Here is a 16,254-nt window from a genome sequence, read left to right as displayed (position 1 = left end):
TCAGCCGGACGTCGCCTCCGGCGTCTCGCGCGCCTGGGACAGGATGGTCCTGACGTAGTCCTGCACGGCGGTGTCGAGGCCGATGTCGTGCCGCGCCCGCTCGGACAGGTACCAGCGGTGCTCCAGCAGCTCGTGGTACAGCTCGGCCGGGTCCATGGTGCCGTGCAGCTCGCGCGGCACCGCCCGCACGGCGGGGCGGAACACCTCCCGCACCCAGCGGTGCGCCAGCACCTCCGGGCGTGCGGCGTGCGGGTGACCGCCGCCCGGCGCGTAGTCGTCCTGGGTGGCCATCCAGCTCTCCAGGTCGTTCAGCAGCCGCCGCGCCTGGTTCTCCTCGGTGTCCAGGCCGGTCAGGCGCAGCAACTGCCGCTGGTGGTGGCCGGCGTCGACGACCTTGGGCACGAAGGTGACCGTCTCGCCGGTGGCGGAGCTCTCGATCTGCATCTCGGCCACGTCGAAGCCGAGGTCGTTGAGCCGTCTGATCCGGCGCTCGATGTAGTGGTACTTGCCCGCCGGGTACACCGAGGTGCGGGTCAGCTCCTGCCACAGTCCGTCGTAGCGGGCGCAGATCTCGGTGCCGAACTCGATCGGGTCCACCGAGGGGTGCAGCGCGCCGGAGGCCTCCAGGTCCAGCAGCTCGCCGCTGATGTTGACGCGGGCCAGGTCGAGGTCGTACTCCCGCTGCCCGGGGCTCAGCCTCCGGTGCAGCTCGCCGGTCTCGGCGTCGACCAGGTAGGCGGCGTACGCGCCGGCGTCGCGGCGGAAGAGCGTGTTGGACAGGGAGCAGTCGCCCCAGGCGAACCCGGCCAGGTGCAGCCGCACCAGCAGCACGGCCAGGGCGTCCATCAGGCGGTGCATCGTGGCCGGGCGCAGGGTGGTCTCGAACATCGAGCGGTACGGCATCGACCCGCCCAGGTGCCGGGTGATCAGTACCGGCTCCAGCGGCTCGCCGGCGTGGTCGGTGCGGCCGGTGACCACGGCCAGCGGGTCCACCGCGGGGATGCCGAGCCGGTCCAGGTCGCGCAGCAGCCCGTACTCCCGCAGTGCCGGGCGTTCGGCGAGTTCCTTGACGGCGATCACCTCGTCGCCGGCGCGGGCGTAGCGCACCACGTGCCGGGAGATGCCGCGCGGCAGCGGCACGAGGTACTCCTCGGGCCACTCGGCCAGCGGTGTCCGCCACGGCAGCTCGAACAGGAGCGCGGGGTGCTCCGGGTTGGTGGCGCTGATCTGCAAGCCCATGGCAGGAAGCCTAGGGCGTGCAGGGCATCGCGCGGCAGGCGGGACTTTGGCAGCAGGTGCTAGGTCCTGTCGTCAAACTCCCGTCGTCCGCCCGGAGGGCGGGCCTTGCGGCGTCAGGTGCGTGCTCTTGGCGTGCCGGGCCCTGGCCCTCGTACTGGATGTACTTGGGTCAGGGCCCGGTGCGGCGAGAATGCGTGCATGGCGTCGCGGGGCAGGCGGGAGTTTGACGACAGGGCCTAGAGGGCGAGCTCCCGTGCCCGCAGTGCCGCCTGCCGCACCGGACCGCGGTGCACGGGGCCGTGCCCGGGCAGCAGCAGGTCTCCCTCCAGGGCTTCGATCCTGCCCAACGAGGCCAGTGCCTGGGCGCGTTGGTGGTGGAACATGTCGGGCAGCAGCTGCGGACCGGTCAGGCGCGAGGTGGGGTGGCCGCACACCAGGGCGTCGCCGGAGACCACCACGCCGGTGTCCGGGAGGTGGAAGACGGTGTGGCCCTGGGTGTGGCCGGGCGTGTGCACGGGCACGGGCCGCCCCGGCAGGTCGAGCGGGCCGGCGGCCGGGAACGGCTCCGGCGCGGCGACCGGCACGTGTGCGGTGCCGCCGAGGCGCAGCGCGTGCACCGCCCAGGGCAGCACGCCGGGCCGCCAGCCGTTGCGCAGCACCTGCCCGACGGTCACCTGGTGCAGGAACTCCCGCCGCGCGTGCGGAAGTTCGGCTTCGTGCAGCCGCACCGGGGTGCCGTGGGCGAGGCGCAGGTACTCGGCGGAGCCCAGGTGGTCGTTGTGCGCGTGGGTGACCAGCACGGCCGCCACCGCCCGGGGCGAACTCCCCACCGCCGCCAACGAGTCGAGCAACTGCTGCCGGTCACCGGGGTAGCCGGTGTCGATCAGGGTGGCGGCGTCGCCCTCGGTCAGGATCACCCAGTTCGTGTTGCTGCCGTGCACCAGATAGGTGCCGTCGGCGACCTGCTGCACGTCCGCGCGCATCGCTCTCCTCGCATCCCGGGGCGGTTGTCCGACGGGGACAGCCAACCAGATGCGTCGGGGTGCGGTGCAAGCGCGGACGTGCCCCGTGTGTCGGTCACAGCCAGCTGTGGAAACGCCGGATGAACCAGACCTTCACCAGCTGGGTGAGGACGCAATACGCCAGCAGGGTGCCGATCAGCCACGGGAAGTAGCTCATGGGCAGTGGCTGCAGGCCGATGGACGCACCGAGCGGGGTGAAGGGCAGTGCGATACCGAAGGCCATCACGGCCGCGGTCATGACCATCACCGGCACGGAGGCCCTGGACTGGATGAACGGGATCTTGCGGGTCCGGATCATGTGCACGATCAGGGTCTGGGAGAGCAGGCCCTCGATGAACCAGCCCGACTGGAACAGGCTCTGGCTGCCGACGGTGTTGGCGGAGAAGACGTGCCACATCAGCAGGAACGTCGTGATGTCGAAGATCGAGCTGATCGGGCCGATGAACACCATGAAGCGGCCGATCCCGCGTGCGTCCCAGTTCCGCGGCTTGCGCAGGTACTCCGGGTCCATGCGGTCCCAGGGGGTGGCGAGCTGCGAGATGTCGTAGGACAGGTTCTGCACCAGCAGGTGCAGCGGCAGCATCGGCTGGAACGGGATGAAGGCGCTGGCGACCAGGACCGAGAAGACGTTGCCGAAGTTCGAGCTGGCCGTCATCTTGATGTACTTGATGGTGTTGCCGAAGGTCTGCCGGCCCTGGAGCACGCCCTGTTCGAGGACGGTGAGGTCCTTCTCCAGCAGGATGATGTCGGCCGACTCCTTGGCTATGTCGACGGCGGTGTCGACGGAGATCCCGACGTCCGCGTCCCGCAGCGCGGCGGCGTCGTTGATGCCGTCGCCGAGGAAGCCGACGGTGTGTCCGCCGCGCTGCAGGGCGCGGACGATGCGCGCCTTCTGTACCGGGTTGACCTTGGCGAAGACGGTGGTGCGGGCGGCCAGTTCGGTCAGCTCGTCGTCGTCGAGGTCCTCGACGGAGGCCCCGGTGACGACCTTGCCCACGTCGATGCCGACGTCGGCGCAGACCCGGGCGGCGACCAGTTCGTTGTCGCCGGTGACGACCTTGACGGTGATCCCCTTGTCGGCGAGGGCGCGCAGCGCCTGGGCGGCGTCGGCCTTCGGCGGGTCGAGGAAGGCGAGGAAGCCGGCCAGCGTGAGCTCGTCCTCGTCGGCCACGGTGTAGGTGTCGCGGGTGGCGGGCAGCGAGCGGGTGGCGACGGCCAGGACCCGCAGGCCCTCCCGGTTGTGGTCCTGAGCCGTACGGGTGACCTGCTCGCGCAGTTCCGCGGTCAGCTCGATCCGCTGTCCCCGGTCCGTCATGTGGGTGCACAGCGCGAGGACTTCCTCGACCGCGCCCTTGGTGATCAGGGTGTGCTCGGCCGAGCGGGCGGCTTCGGCGTCGGCGTACGTCGTGCGGCTCAGCACCACGGACATACGGCGGCGGGCGAAGTCGAAGGGGATCTCGTCGACCAGGGTGAAGCGGGCGTCGACGACGATCTCCTCGGCCTCGTCGACGCGGTCCAGCACCGCCTGGTCCATCAGGTTGCGCAGGCCGGTCTGGAAGTGGCTGTTGAGGTACGCGTACTGCAGCACCTCGTCGTCCTCCTGGCCGTGCGCGTCCAGGTGGCGGTCGAGGACGATGCGGTCCTCGGTCAGGGTGCCGGTCTTGTCCGTGCACAGCACGTCCATCGCGCCGAAGTTCTGGATGGCGTTGAGCCGCTTGACCACGACCTTGCGCCTGGACATGGCCACCGCTCCGCGCGCCAGGTTGGCCGAGACCACCATGGGCAGCATCTCGGGGGTGAGCCCGACCGCGACGGCGATACCGAACAGGAACGCCTCGTTCCAGTCGCCCTTGGTCAGGCCGTTGACCGCGAACACCACCGGGACCATGACCAGCATGAACTTGATCAGCAGGAAGCTGACCCTGCGCACGCCGTTGTCGAAGTTGGTCTGCGGGCGCGCTCCGACCAGGGAACCGGCCATCGACCCGAAGTAGGTGTCGGACCCGGTGGCCACCACGACGCCGGTGGCGGTGCCGGAGGTCACGGAGGTGCCCATCAGGCAGAGGTTGTCGGCTTCGACGGGGTCGTCGGTCTCCTGCTGTCCGAGGTCGCTCGCGCGGGTGTCGGCCTTGGACACCGGCAGCGACTCGCCGGACAGGGCGGCCTGGCCGACCGTCAGGTCCTTGGCGGTCAGCAGCCTGAGGTCGGCGGGCACCAGGTCGCCGGCTGCGAGCTGGATCACATCGCCCCGGACGACCTGCTCCATCGGCACTTCGAGTGAGGAGGAAGCGGAACCTTCCGCCGTGTAACGCCGCACCCTGGTGGTCGTGGTGACCAGCGCCTTGAGCGCGGCGGCCGACCTCGCGGACCGGTACTCCTGCCAGAACCGGAGCACGCCGCTGATCAGCACCATCGTCGACAGGATCAGCACGCCGGGGTCGGCCGGGTCCTGCCAGTACATCACGCCGGCCAGGAAGACCAGGACGGCGATGAAGGGGTTTCCGTAGGCCTTGGCCAACTGGACGTACCACCTGGGCGTCCGCTCGTGGGCGACGACGTTGGCGCCGTCCCGCTGCAGTCGGGCCGCCGCCTCGGCGTGCGTCAGGCCCGGCCCGTCGCCGGCCGTGTCGTTCAGGACCTGCGCGGCGGGACGGCGGCTGATCGCGGCCAGCCGGGCGCCCGCCGCCCGGGTGCGGGCCTCCAGTTCGGCGGTGCGGCGCTCGCGGCGGGTACGGCCCGGCGGAGCCAGGCGCTCAGGGGTCATCGTGTCGGTCATCGACGTACCTCCCTCCGCGCACGACGGCAGGCGTGAGCACACGGCAGAGCCGACCGTGGCGCGGAGTAGTCGCAACGGCACCGGGGCAGCACAAGCACCCCCGTTGCCGGAAGGATCGGAAAGGGATCAGAAAGGATCAGAAAGGGGTGGGGCAGGAGAAGGCAGGCACACCGCGGCCGCACCCGGAGTCTGCGCGGACCCGTCGTGCGGTGGCCGCGGGCGTCAGCTCAGCGGTGGTTCACACGGCCGCGAAGGCGCGCGTGCGGACAGGCGGAAGACCTGCCGTGGCAGGAAACGGGAAGGCCGCCGGGGCGGTATGACTGCTACTCGGACCACTGCTGTCGCAGTCCATGTCTCTCGCCTCCTTCCGGCCGGGGCGCGCGGTGCGCCGTACGACTCGGCAAGGAGCGACCGGGCGGATCCCGGATCACCCCAACTCGTCAGAGCTTTGGCACTCCACGGCGTGATCCCCTTGCGGGGAAGCCACTTGGGGTCACCCCTTAATTCGGGGAGACCTGTCCTGATCCGGAGCGTCTCTCGACGGGTGGGATCAGTGGCCTGTGTCCGTGAAGACGCCTCACCGAACGAGGTGCCTGCTGCCTTCGAACGACCCCCATGGTAGCCCACTACTTGCGTATAAGCGCAAGTAGGACGGTGGGTCGGTCCGGAAAATGCCTTTATTTGGCATAGTTGAAGGCGTCCGCGACCCGTTGATGATTGCTCACTTGCGCGACCGTGCAACTATTTGCGCTGCTTCTTCGTCTCACGGGTGGCAGGGCGGCGATGTCGACGACGACCGGGCTCCGTCGCCGCATTCAAGGATCAGCGAGAGCGGACGTATGCGTGATCAGCAGGAACGGACCGTCGGTGGCGTCGGTACGCAAGGGCGGGGCTGCCCGCCCGGCCAGGCGCGGGTGGTCGCGCAGCGCGGTGCCGGGGGGCGCGCGTCGTCCCAGGGTGCGTCGCGCAGGCGGCGCCCGCGAGGAACAGGTGACGCGTCCCGGGTCGGAGGGCCCGGGACCGGTGCCGCTGTTCTGGCGCTGGCAGGCCCTGCGCTGTTGGGGGCGGCGGTGGACGCGGTCGCGGGTCACGGTCCCGGCTGGGGCGTGGTGTCCGGGGCGACGGCGGGCGCATTCCTCGCGGCTCTGCTGGCGGTCCGCGGTCGCGTCCTGGGGTGGGTGGTCCCACTGCCGGTTCCGGCTGTGGCCGCTGTCACGGCCGGATGGGCGCTGACGTCCGACGGTCCGCCTGCCACACGACTGGCGCGGTGGGCCGTGGCGGTGTTCCCGGCGATGGCCGCCGCGGAGTGTGCGGTGCTCGTCGTCGTGCTGGCGGCGGCTGTCCTCCGGTTCGGCGTGGGGAGGGCCCGCCGTGTCTGAGTCCACAGGGCGCCGTCGGCGCCGCGCCGCTGTCCGCAGCGGGCGAAGCTCGTTGGGGATACGCGCGCTGCGCGTGGTGGTGTGGACGGTGTCGTCGGCCCTGCTGCTGGGATGCGGGGCGACCTGGTACGCGTACCACACCCTGATCAGTGGGCTCACCACGTCCGACGCGCTGGACGTGGTGCGCAAGAAGGCGCCACCGCGCCTGGACAACGCCGTGAACCTGCTGCTGATCGGCCTGGATTCACGCAAGGACATGAACGGCAACGACCTGCCCCGGCAGTTCGTGCAGAAGGAGCTGCACGCCGGATCCAGCAGTATCGGCTACTACAACACCAACACCCTGATCCTCATGCACATCCCCGCCGGTGGCGGCAGGGTCCAGGCGTTCTCCATACCGCGCGACGACTACGTGCAGACCCTCAACGGCGACGGGTCCGTACAGGGCCACTACAAGATCAAGGAAGCCTACGCCAACGCCTACACCGGCGCCCGCGACAAGTACGCCCAGCAGGGCGTCAAGGGTGCCGACCTGGAGGCCAGGAGCCGTGAGGCCGGGCGCGAGGCGACGCTGGCGACGGTCCAGGACTTCACCGGGGTGCCCATAGACCACTTCGCCGAGGTCAACCTGCTGGGTTTCTACGACATCGCCAAGGTCCTGCAGCCCATCACGGTATGTCTCAAGCACCCGGTCAAGGACCGCTACTCGGGAGCGGACTTCCCGGCGGGCGTGCAGCAGTTGAACGCCCGGCAGGCCCTGGCCTTCGTGCGCCAGCGGCACGGCCTGGACGCCGGGGACCTGGACCGCACCCGCAGGCAGCAGGCCTTCATCTCCAGCGTCACCCACCAGCTCAGGTCCCAGGGAGTGTGGAGCAGCCCGTCCAAGCTGCAGGGCCTGTTCGACACGGTGAAGAAGGACATCGTCCTGGACAGCTCCTGGAACGTCCTCGACTTCGCCCAGCAGGCCACCAACCTCACCGGCGGGAACGTCGTGTTCCACACCCTGCCCATCGAGGGCTTCGCGCTCCGCAACGGCCAGGACGTCAACCTGGTCGACCCGGAGAAGATCAAGGCGATGGTGCGGCAGGAGTTCGGCCAGAACCCGTCACCGGCTGCCACCGCCCCGGCCGCGCCCGCCGTCGTCGACGTACGCAACGGAAACGGCACCGAGGGCGAGGCCTCCGCGGCGCTGTCCTACCTGGTCGAACTCGGCTACACGGCCGGCACGACCGGCAACGCGGCCGTGCAGCCCACCACCACCGTCGTCTACGGCCCAGGCGCCCAGCAGGCGGCGCGGCAGATCGCCGGCCGGCTCAACGCCGCTGCCCCGGTCTCCAGTTCGCAGGTGCCCGCCGGCCATGTGGTGGTCACCCTGGGCGGGAACCACGCACTGCCCAGCGGACCGCCGTCGTCACCGGCCGCCACGGAGCCGACCCCGTCGCCGCCTGCCGACTCGGGCATCGCCGTGAAGGCGGGCGGGGTGCCGTGCGTCAACTGAGTCGCTGACACCCGTGCCGAACTCGGCCCGGAGGTGAGCCCGTCTGGCATAATTTCTTTATTGCGCAATTGAACAAGCGTTGGGGTTTGTCCGCTCCTTCCCTCCGTCGCACAGGAGTTGTCCTGGAGGGGGAGCGGACGTTCCCTCGCAAGGAGGTCTCATTCATGCCCGCTTCGCCACGGTCTCGCTTCGCCCGGGCCCTCGCCGCCCTGGGCGTGACAGCTCTGGTGGGACTCGCCCCGCCGGCCTTCGGTGCGACGGCTGCCACGGACACCGGTACGGGGGCCGTGGCGGAAGCCTTCAAGAAGGGGCCGGTGTACGTCGATCCGCGAGCCGCGGGGGAGTTGCCGAAGTCCGCGGCCGACAAGCTCGCGGCGAGGATCGAGGCCGCGGACAAGCCGGTCTTCGTCGCGGTACTGCCCCGGTCCGCCGACTACCCGCAGGCGTCCCTGATGCCGGACCTGCGCTCACTCACCGGCATCAGCGGGGTGTACGCCGTGCGCCTGGGCGAGTTGTTCAACGCCAGGGCGGACCATCAGGTGATGTCGCAGAGCGCCGTCGACAACCTGCGGGGAGCCGTGCAGCGTTCCTACGCCTCGGACACGGAGACGCAGTTGAACGCGTTCGTCGACCAGGCCGTCCAGCAGGCGAAGGGGCACGCCCCCGCGTCCTGGAAGGACAGCGGTGACGGCGGCTTTGGCGGCGGCGGGCTGATGGTCGGCGGCCTGCTCGCGGCCGGGGCGGCCGGGGGCGGATATGCGCTGTGGCGGCGGGCGAGGAAGCGGCGGGAGGCCGAGCAGAGGGAGTTGGAGGCCCTGCGGGTGGTGGTGGACGAGGACATCACCGCCTTCGGCGAGGAACTGGACCGTCTGGCCTTCTCCCCGTCCGAGCCGGGCGCCACCGACGAGATGCGCGACGACTATTCCCGTGCCCTCGACGCCTATGAGCTGGCCAAACAGCAGATGGCCGATGCGGCACGGCCGCAGGACGTGCAGCCGGTGACCGCCACGCTGGCCGACGGCCGCTTCGCCCTGGCCACCCTGGCCGCCCGCCGCGGCGGAACCCCGCTGCCCGAGCGTCGTGTGCCCTGCTTCTTCGACCCCCGTCACGGTCCCTCGGCCGACGACGTGAACTGGTGCCCGCCAGGCGGCGCTCCGCGGATGGTCCCCGCCTGTGCGGACGACGCCGCCCGGGTGACCCAGGGCGGACAGCCGATGACGCGGATGGTCGACACCGGCCAGGGCGCCCAGCCGTACTGGAACGCCGGCCCGGCGTACGCGCCGTGGGCGGGTGGCTACTTCGGCGGCGCGGGCGCGGTGGTCGGCGGCCTGCTCGCCGGCACCCTGCTGGGCAGCATGCTCAGCGCGCCGTCCGCCTTCGCCGGTTCCGGCGACGGCGCCTCGTCCGCCCCCGATCTGCCGGACGGCGGCGAGTTCTCCGGGGCGGACTTCCGGGCCTCCGACTTCGCGGGGGGATTCGACGGTGGTTTCGGGTCGGACGGCGGGGGTGACTTCGGCGGCGACTGGGGGTGATCGCCCCGGGGCGGCGACCTTCTCGGGTGACAGGTGACCAAGCGCCCGACCCAGGGCGACAGAATCGAGAGAGTCGGGAGGGACAGAGCCGTGCCGCACACGACCACGGCCGAGAGCCTGCTGGAAGAACTGGCCAGGGGATGTCCGCTGCCGCCGGAAGAGCAGGTGCGGACCACCTATCGTCCGGTCGAGGTGTGCGACGGGACCGGATGGACGCGGCCGGGCACCGTCACCGGATGGTGGACCAGCCCCGAGGGGGACACCCTGTGCCGACTGAGGCTGCCGGGATGCGCCTCTTCACGCTGGGTGGCCTTCGACTCCGACCGGATCGCCCTGCTGGTCCAGGGCGGCACCTGACGTCTTCGTCGTTGACGGGCAGCGGATTCCGGCATCGTTCTTCGCGATGGACAGCGGTGACCGAGGTCAGTCCCGCAGGCGGGCGGCCGCGGCGTCGGCCAGCAACCGGGCCAGATCCATGGGCAGGCCGAGGTGGCGTACGAGCCAGGCGGTGTCATGGCCGCGGGAGGCGAAGGCCCAGGCGGTGTAGAGGTGGTTGAGGGAGGGCGCGTTCGGTCCCAGCAGACGGGGCCGGACCGCTTCCATGGGGAAGCCCTCCAGGGTGCGGGAGGTGAACGACGACCCGTCCACCGCCTCCAGAACGCGGCGCCGCGCTCGCCGACTGGTTTTGCGATCCGCGCGCACCACCGCTGCGAGCAGGATGAACGCCGTGACGGCCGCTCCCAGCAGGGCGCCACTGATGACCGGACGGTACGCCGTCGGGGCGGTGGCCAGGACGGTCATCTCCAGCGTGGTGAAGGTGATCACGCCGAGGACGGCGGTGCCGGCGCCGTTGCGCGGGTGAGGCAGAGTTTTCATCACCGACATCACCAACTACCTTCTCTCCTTCGAGGAACCCGGCAGTGCGCACGTCGGAGCGCTGGAACGCGGGGGACGGGATGGCCAGGTGCCTCCTGCTGCCTTCAGCAGCATAGCCGCATACTTGCGTGATCGTGCAAGTAGGAGGTTCCGGGGTTCTGCCATGAGGAAGGGTCTGGGACATGGAGTTCTTCTGCTACCACCGCGACCGGCCCGGCTCCCTGCCGTTGCGCCACGAGAAACTGGAGGAGCACTGGTCCTACATGGACCGGTTCGCGAAGGAGATGATCGCCCGCGGTCCGACGCTCGCCGAGGACGGCGAGACGCCCACCGGCAGCGTGCACATCCTGGACCTGCCGGATCCGGCCGCCGCCCGCGCGTTCGCCTTCGACGAGCCCAACTACCAGTCCGGCGTCTACCGGGACGTCCTGCTGCTGCGGTGGCGCAACACGCTCGGGCGCACGATGTGGGACTTCCCCGGTGGCCGTACCGGCGGCGACCGCTACCTCGTGCTGGGCCTGGGCGCGGGGCAGGACGCCGCCGACCCCGCCGCACCGCCCGACCGGGACGAGTTGATCGCGTACGGGCCGCTGCTGTCCGACGACGGAGCGGCCCGGCTGGGCACGGCGGCCCTGGTCCGGGCGCCGGACCCGGACACGGCACGGGCCGTCCTGGCCCCGGCCCGGTACGCGGACGTCGAGGTCCACGCCTGGCGGTTCGGCGGCCGGCCGTCCTGAGCGGAAGGCGCCGAGCCGACGGCATCGCCCCGGCGAGACGGCGCACCGTGGTGCCGCGGGCCACCACCCGCAGGTACGGCGGCACGGTGCCGGGCAGCAGGACCGGCGCGGCCGCCGTCCAGGCGTCCCGCATCCGTGCCGTGAACCGGCATCGCCCTTTCGATACACCGACGCATCGGATACATTCGCGTATCGAACGGGAGGTCCGGCATGGCGGACGAGGGCACGGAAAGGCGCGTCACCCGGCGTCGGCAGCGCACGCGGGCCGACCTGCTCGACGCCGCCTTCACGGTGTTCGCCGCCAAGGGCTTCGGCCGGGTGACGATCGAGGAGGTCTGCGAGGCCGCCGGCTACAGCAGGGGCGCCTTCTACTCCAACTTCACCACCCTCGACGAGCTGTTCTTCGCCCTCTACCGGGACAAGGCCGAGCTGATCGCCGACCAGGTGGCCGGGGCGCTCGCCCTCGACGGCCCCGACCTCGACGTGCCCGCGGCCGTCGACCGGGTCGCCGACGTGCTGCTGCTGGACCTGGACTGGCTCCTGGTCAAGACGGACTTCCTGGTGCACGCCGCCCGCGACGCGGCCGTGGCGCAGACGTTGCTTGAGCACCGCGCGCGACTGCGCCGGGCCGTCGCCGACCGGCTCGCCCGCGCCCGCACCCCGCTGCCCGCCGTCCTCGGCGACGCCGACGGCGCCGCCCACGCAGTCGTCGCCGCGTACGACGGAGTCACCACCCGGCTGCTGCTCGACAAGGACGTCGAGGGCGCCCGCGCCTGGCTCGGACAGCTGCTCACCGCGCTGCTCACCGACGGCGGCACCGCACACGCACCGCAAGAAGACTGAGGAAGCCCGAGGAGAACAGGAAGGGGACGGTCGCCATGGACGCCGACGCCATCGTCGTCGGAGCGGGCCTCGCGGGCCTGGTCGCGGCGCACGAACTGACCAGCCGGGGCCGCAGGGTCGCCCTCGTCGACCAGGAGAACGCCGCCAACCTCGGCGGGCAGGCGTACTGGTCCTTCGGCGGGCTGTTCCTCGTCGACACCCCGCAGCAGCGCAGGCTCGGCGTCAAGGACTCCTTCGAGCTGGCCTGGAACGACTGGCAGGGCAGCGCCCGGTTCGACCGGCTGGACGACGAGGACTCCTGGGCGGTGCGCTGGGCGCGCGCCTACGTCGAATTCGCGGCGGGGGAGAAGCGGTCCTGGCTGGAAGGGCACGGCATCACGCTGTTGCCCACGGTCGGCTGGGCCGAACGCGGCGATCTGCGCGCCGACGGCCACGGCAACTCCGTACCCCGCTTCCACATCGCCTGGGGCACCGGCACGGGCGTCGTGGAACCCTTCGCCGCGTACGCCCTCCAGGCCGCGCGCGACGGCCTGCTCACCTTCCACCACCGCCACCGGGTCGACGAACTCGTCGTCCAGGACGGCTCGGTGCGCGGAGTGCGGGGCACGGTCCTCGTCCAGGACGACTCGCCCCGCGGCGTCGCCTCCAACCGCGAGGAGACCGGCGCGTTCGAGCTCACCGCGCAGGCCGTCGTCGTCACCACCGGCGGCATCGGCGCCGACCACGACCTCGTCCGCCGCCACTGGCCGGAGCGCCTGGGCACCCCGCCGGCGCGGATGGTCACCGGCGTCCCGGCGTACGTCGACGGCCGGATGCTGGACATCAGCGCCGAGGCCGGCGTACGGCTGGTCAACCGCGACCGCATGTGGCACTACACCGAGGGTCTGCGCAACTGGAACCCGATCTGGCCCGGCCACGGCATCCGCATCCTGCCCGGCCCGTCCTCCGTCTGGCTGGACGCCCTCGGCCGCCGGCTGCCCGAGCCCTGCCTGCCCGGCTACGACACGCTCAGCACCCTCAGACACCTGCGCACCACCGAGGACATCGCCGGGTACGACCACTCCTGGTTCGTGCTGACCCGCAGGATCGTCGAGAAGGAGTTCGCCCTGTCGGGCTCCGAGCAGAACCCCGACATCACGGCCAAGGACCGCAGGGCGGTGCTGCGTGACCGGCTGCTCGGCAAGGGAGCGCCCGGCCCCGTACGGGACTTCCTGCGGCACGGCGAGGACTTCCTGATCGCCGACACCCTGGAGCGACTGGTCGAGAAGATGAACCAGTCGACCGGCACACCCCTCCTGGACGCCGCCGAGGTGCGGCGCCTGATCGAGGCCCGTGACCTCCAGATCGCCAACCCCTACAGCAAGGACACCCAGATCCAGGGCATCCACAACGCCCGCCGCTACCTCGGCGACCGCCTCGGCCGGGTGGCCGCCCCGCACCGCGTCCTGGACCCGGCGGCCGGACCGCTGATCGCCGTCAAGCTGCACGTTCTGACCCGCAAGACGCTCGGCGGCATCCAGACCGACCTGGACTCGCGCGCCCTCGGCCGCGACGGACAGGTGATCGACGGCCTCTACGCGGCCGGCGAGGTCGCCGGCTTCGGCGGCGGCGGTCTGCACGGCTACAACGCCCTGGAGGGCTCCTTCCTCGGCGGGTGCCTGTTCTCCGGGCGTGCGGCGGGCCGGGCCGCCGCGCGGCAGACCGCCTGAGCGCACGTCACGGCCCGCCCCCGTGGGACGCGGGGGCGGGCGGGCTCACCTCTTCTTCAGCAGTCCGGCCACCACCGAGGCCTGGCTCTGCTCCGGCGCCTTGGAGGCGGTCAGCAGGGTCACCGGGCCCCGGCGGGCCAACTTCCTGATGTGGTCCAGGAGTTCGGCCGCGTCCGGCTCGGCCAGCTCGGCCTCGTAACGGCGCCGGAACTCCTCGTAGGACCCTTCCCCGCCGTGGTACCAGCGGCGCAGCTCGGTGGACGGCGTCATGGCCTTGGGCCACTCGTCGATGTGCGCGTCCTCCTTGGAGACACCGCGCGGCCAGAGCCGGTCGACCAGGACCCGCACGCCGTCGTCGGACTCGGGCGGATCGTAGATGCGGCGCACGCGGACGGTCACGGTCGGGCCTCTCTGGGGTGCGGGGGAATCCTGCCCGGAGCGTACTGCGGTACGCCCCGGGCCCGGCCGCGCCTCACGGCGAGGGGAACCGGCATGACCCGAACGGTGCCGGACCCGGTCACTGCTCGCGCAGGCCCCACGGGGAGCCGTACTCCGTCAGCAGGTCCAGGAAGGGACGGGCCGGGAACGCCTCCGGGCCCAGCACACCCGCTCCCGACCAGGCGCCGGTGGCCAGCAGCTCCAGGGCGACCACGGGGTTGACCGCCGTCTGCCACACCACCGCCTGGCACCCGTACTCGGCCATGGACCACTCGTTGTCGACGACGTGGTACAGGTACACCTCGCGCGGGGCGCCGTCCCTGGTGCCGCGCACCCAGGTGCCCGCGCAGGTCTTGCCGCGCATCCGCTCGCCCAGGGTCGCCGGGTCGGGCAGGCAGGCGGCGACGACGTCCCGGGGCGAGACGGCGACCGGCCCGTCCGGGCCCGGCACGGTGACCGGCTCGGTGCGGTCGAGGCCCAGCAGGTGCAGCGTCTTGAGGGTGTCGATGAACTCGCGGCCCAGACCGTACTTGAAGGTCACCCGCCGCGCGTCGACCCAGCGCGGGACCAGCAGCACCTCCTCGTGCTCCACGTTCACGCACTCGACCTCGCCGATGCCCTCGGGGAAGTCGAACACCTCCGGCTCGCTGAACGGCTCGGTGGTGAACCAGCCGCGCCCGGCCTCGTACACCACCGGCGGGTTCAGGCACTCCTCGATGGTGGTCCAGATGCTGAAGGACGGCGCGAAGTCGTAGCCGTCGACGGTCAGGTTCGCGCCGTCGCGGACGCCGATCTCCTCGATCTCGTCGAAGAGCTCGTCGGCGGCGTACCGCGCGAACACGTCGGACAGGCCCGGCTCCACCCCCATGCCGACCAGCGCGAGCGCGCCGGCCTCCTCCCACTCCTTCGCCCGCGCGAACTGCTCGTCGCCCAGCCTGACCCCGCACTCCTCGTACGGCCGCTCGGGGTGCGGCCGGGACAGGGACATCGCCATGTCGAGATAGCCGGCGCCGGCCGTGCGGGCGGCGCGGAACAGCGGCATCACGAAGCGCGGGTCGGTCGCGTTCAGCAGCACGTCGCAGCGGTGCCGGGCGAGCAGGTCCGCCACCGCCGACTCGTCGCTCGCGTCGACGCGTTCGGCGGTGAACCGGCCGTCGTCGCCGACGGCCGCCACGGCGGACTCGGCCCGCCCCCGGTCGTAGTCCGCGACAACCATCGCCTTCAGGAACGGACGACGGGCCGCGATCCGGGTGATCGCGGTCCCCACACCACCGGCTCCCACGAGCAGTACACGCATGACCAGAACTCCCTCTCGGTCTCTGTGCCGACCGCGCCGATACAACGCCGCGCCACCACGTAAGGTCAATGGTGTTGGCGTAAGCGTCGGCAACAGCCCTGAGGAGTCCGAGGAGGTCGGGATGCCGAAACCGGTGGTCCCCGAGGAGAAGCGACGGCGCCGCCGCCCCACCCGGAGCGGCACCGTGCTGTCCGAGACACTGATCGTCGACACCGCGCTGCGCCTGCTGCGGGAGCACGGGAGCGCGGGACTGACCGCCCGCCGCCTCGGCCTGGCGCTCGACTGCGACCCGAGCACCCTCTACCGCTACTTCCGCGGCATGGACGACCTCACCCTCGCCATCGGCGACGCCCTCATCGGCCGGGCGCTGGCCGGCTGGGAGCCGACCGGGCAGTGGCGGGCCGACCTGCGCGAGACGGGCCTGCGCATCCACTCCGCGTACGTCGCCCATCCGCAGGCCGCGGTGGTCACCGCCAACCGCGTCTCCGGCCGGGCCAACGAACTGGCCGCCGACGAGGCCGTCCTGGGCGTGCTGCGGCGGGCCGGTTTCCCGCTGTCCGACACGGTGCGGATCTACCACGCCTTCGTCGACCAGACCCTCGCCTTCGCCGCGCTCGACGCCGCCTCCCTGGCCCTGCCGAGCGCCGCGCTGCGCGCCGACGAGGAGATGTGGCACTCGACCTACGCCCGGCTGCCCGCCACCACGCATCCGCACATCGCCGAGGCGGCGCCCCTGCTCGCCGCCCGCATGGTCACCAGCGCCTACCCGACCGCCCTGGACATGCTGCTCGACAGCGCGGCCGCCCACCTGGAGCGCGTGCGCGGCGGCGGTCTGGATCCGGGCGGTCCGAGGACCCGGCCGGTACTGCGACACTGAACACCGCACCGGTAGATGTAGCGAGCAACCA

The 16,254-nt window shown here is 71.5% G+C and carries 13 protein-coding genes and 1 riboswitch; of the genes, 7 read left to right on the top strand and 6 right to left on the bottom strand.

Annotation, left to right across the window (positions count from 1 at the left end; translation table 11 throughout):
* From ACTYVM_RS22420 to mgtA, 3 genes are all read right to left on the bottom strand, one after another.
* Positions 1-1,239: a DUF4032 domain-containing protein gene (locus ACTYVM_RS22420; RefSeq protein WP_445527650.1), complete on the bottom strand. Its 1,239-nt coding sequence runs from the start codon at positions 1,237-1,239 to the stop codon at positions 1-3.
* 236 nt (positions 1,240-1,475) lie between these two features.
* Positions 1,476-2,222, bottom strand: a complete 747-nt coding sequence (locus ACTYVM_RS22415) for an MBL fold metallo-hydrolase (protein WP_445527649.1) — start codon at positions 2,220-2,222, stop codon at positions 1,476-1,478.
* Between the two features lie 94 nt (positions 2,223-2,316).
* Positions 2,317-5,037 (bottom strand): magnesium-translocating P-type ATPase, encoded by a 2,721-nt coding sequence (gene mgtA / locus ACTYVM_RS22410; protein WP_445527648.1) that lies wholly within the window; start codon positions 5,035-5,037, stop codon positions 2,317-2,319.
* Between the two features lie 424 nt (positions 5,038-5,461).
* Positions 5,462-5,633: riboswitch (M-box (ykoK) riboswitch) on the bottom strand.
* Between the two features lie 775 nt (positions 5,634-6,408).
* On the opposite strand from mgtA, the gene ACTYVM_RS22405 reads away from it, so the two are divergent.
* The 3 genes from ACTYVM_RS22405 (at position 6,409) to ACTYVM_RS22395 (ending at position 9,803) form a co-directional block, all read left to right on the top strand.
* Positions 6,409-7,914 (top strand): LCP family protein, encoded by a 1,506-nt coding sequence (locus ACTYVM_RS22405; protein WP_445527647.1) that lies wholly within the window; start codon positions 6,409-6,411, stop codon positions 7,912-7,914.
* A 164-nt stretch (positions 7,915-8,078) separates the two neighbouring features.
* Positions 8,079-9,446, top strand: coding sequence for a hypothetical protein (locus ACTYVM_RS22400; protein WP_445527646.1), 1,368 nt, complete (start codon positions 8,079-8,081; stop codon positions 9,444-9,446).
* 90 nt (positions 9,447-9,536) lie between these two features.
* Entirely contained in the window at positions 9,537-9,803 is a 267-nt protein-coding gene (locus tag ACTYVM_RS22395; protein WP_445527645.1) for a hypothetical protein, read from the top strand.
* Between the two features lie 66 nt (positions 9,804-9,869).
* Here ACTYVM_RS22395 and ACTYVM_RS22390 read toward each other — a convergent pair whose 3' ends face one another.
* Complete coding sequence (locus tag ACTYVM_RS22390) at positions 9,870-10,322, bottom strand: hypothetical protein (protein ID WP_445527644.1); 453 nt, start codon at positions 10,320-10,322, stop codon at positions 9,870-9,872.
* A gap of 182 nt (positions 10,323-10,504) precedes the next feature.
* Between ACTYVM_RS22390 and ACTYVM_RS22385 the strand changes: the two genes are divergently transcribed.
* From ACTYVM_RS22385 to ACTYVM_RS22375, 3 genes are all read left to right on the top strand, one after another.
* Positions 10,505-11,059, top strand: a complete 555-nt coding sequence (locus ACTYVM_RS22385; protein ID WP_445527643.1) for a YciI family protein — start codon at positions 10,505-10,507, stop codon at positions 11,057-11,059.
* 210 nt (positions 11,060-11,269) lie between these two features.
* Complete coding sequence (locus tag ACTYVM_RS22380; protein ID WP_445527642.1) at positions 11,270-11,902, top strand: TetR/AcrR family transcriptional regulator; 633 nt, start codon at positions 11,270-11,272, stop codon at positions 11,900-11,902.
* Positions 11,903-11,937: 35 nt separating this feature from the next.
* Complete coding sequence (locus ACTYVM_RS22375; RefSeq protein WP_445527641.1) at positions 11,938-13,611, top strand: FAD-binding dehydrogenase; 1,674 nt, start codon at positions 11,938-11,940, stop codon at positions 13,609-13,611.
* Positions 13,612-13,656: 45 nt separating this feature from the next.
* Here the strand turns inward: ACTYVM_RS22375 and ACTYVM_RS22370 are convergent, their stop codons facing one another.
* Complete coding sequence (locus ACTYVM_RS22370) at positions 13,657-14,010, bottom strand: DUF488 domain-containing protein (protein WP_400035177.1); 354 nt, start codon at positions 14,008-14,010, stop codon at positions 13,657-13,659.
* Positions 14,011-14,128: 118 nt separating this feature from the next.
* Positions 14,129-15,346: a saccharopine dehydrogenase family protein gene (locus ACTYVM_RS22365; protein WP_445527640.1), complete on the bottom strand. Its 1,218-nt coding sequence runs from the start codon at positions 15,344-15,346 to the stop codon at positions 14,129-14,131.
* Between the two features lie 121 nt (positions 15,347-15,467).
* Between ACTYVM_RS22365 and ACTYVM_RS22360 the strand changes: the two genes are divergently transcribed.
* Positions 15,468-16,223, top strand: coding sequence for a TetR/AcrR family transcriptional regulator (locus ACTYVM_RS22360; protein WP_445527639.1), 756 nt, complete (start codon positions 15,468-15,470; stop codon positions 16,221-16,223).
* The last annotated feature ends 31 nt before the right edge of the window (positions 16,224-16,254 follow it).

The sequence above is a fragment of the Streptomyces cyslabdanicus genome, assembly GCF_052663305.1.
This window is presented reverse-complemented; position numbering and strand designations above follow the sequence as displayed.

Coding starts and splice junctions, on each gene's coding strand:
- ACTYVM_RS22420 (WP_445527650.1), bottom strand. CDS start 1,239: ATGGGCTTGCAGATCAGCGCCACCAACCCGGAGCACCCCGCGCTCCTG.
- ACTYVM_RS22415 (WP_445527649.1), bottom strand. CDS start 2,222: ATGCGCGCGGACGTGCAGCAGGTCGCCGACGGCACCTATCTGGTGCAC.
- mgtA (WP_445527648.1), bottom strand. CDS start 5,037: ATGACCGACACGATGACCCCTGAGCGCCTGGCTCCGCCGGGCCGTACC.
- ACTYVM_RS22400 (WP_445527646.1), top strand. CDS start 8,079: ATGCCCGCTTCGCCACGGTCTCGCTTCGCCCGGGCCCTCGCCGCCCTG.
- ACTYVM_RS22390 (WP_445527644.1), bottom strand. CDS start 10,322: ATGAAAACTCTGCCTCACCCGCGCAACGGCGCCGGCACCGCCGTCCTC.
- ACTYVM_RS22385 (WP_445527643.1), top strand. CDS start 10,505: ATGGAGTTCTTCTGCTACCACCGCGACCGGCCCGGCTCCCTGCCGTTG.
- ACTYVM_RS22380 (WP_445527642.1), top strand. CDS start 11,270: ATGGCGGACGAGGGCACGGAAAGGCGCGTCACCCGGCGTCGGCAGCGC.
- ACTYVM_RS22375 (WP_445527641.1), top strand. CDS start 11,938: ATGGACGCCGACGCCATCGTCGTCGGAGCGGGCCTCGCGGGCCTGGTC.
- ACTYVM_RS22365 (WP_445527640.1), bottom strand. CDS start 15,346: ATGCGTGTACTGCTCGTGGGAGCCGGTGGTGTGGGGACCGCGATCACC.
- ACTYVM_RS22360 (WP_445527639.1), top strand. CDS start 15,468: ATGCCGAAACCGGTGGTCCCCGAGGAGAAGCGACGGCGCCGCCGCCCC.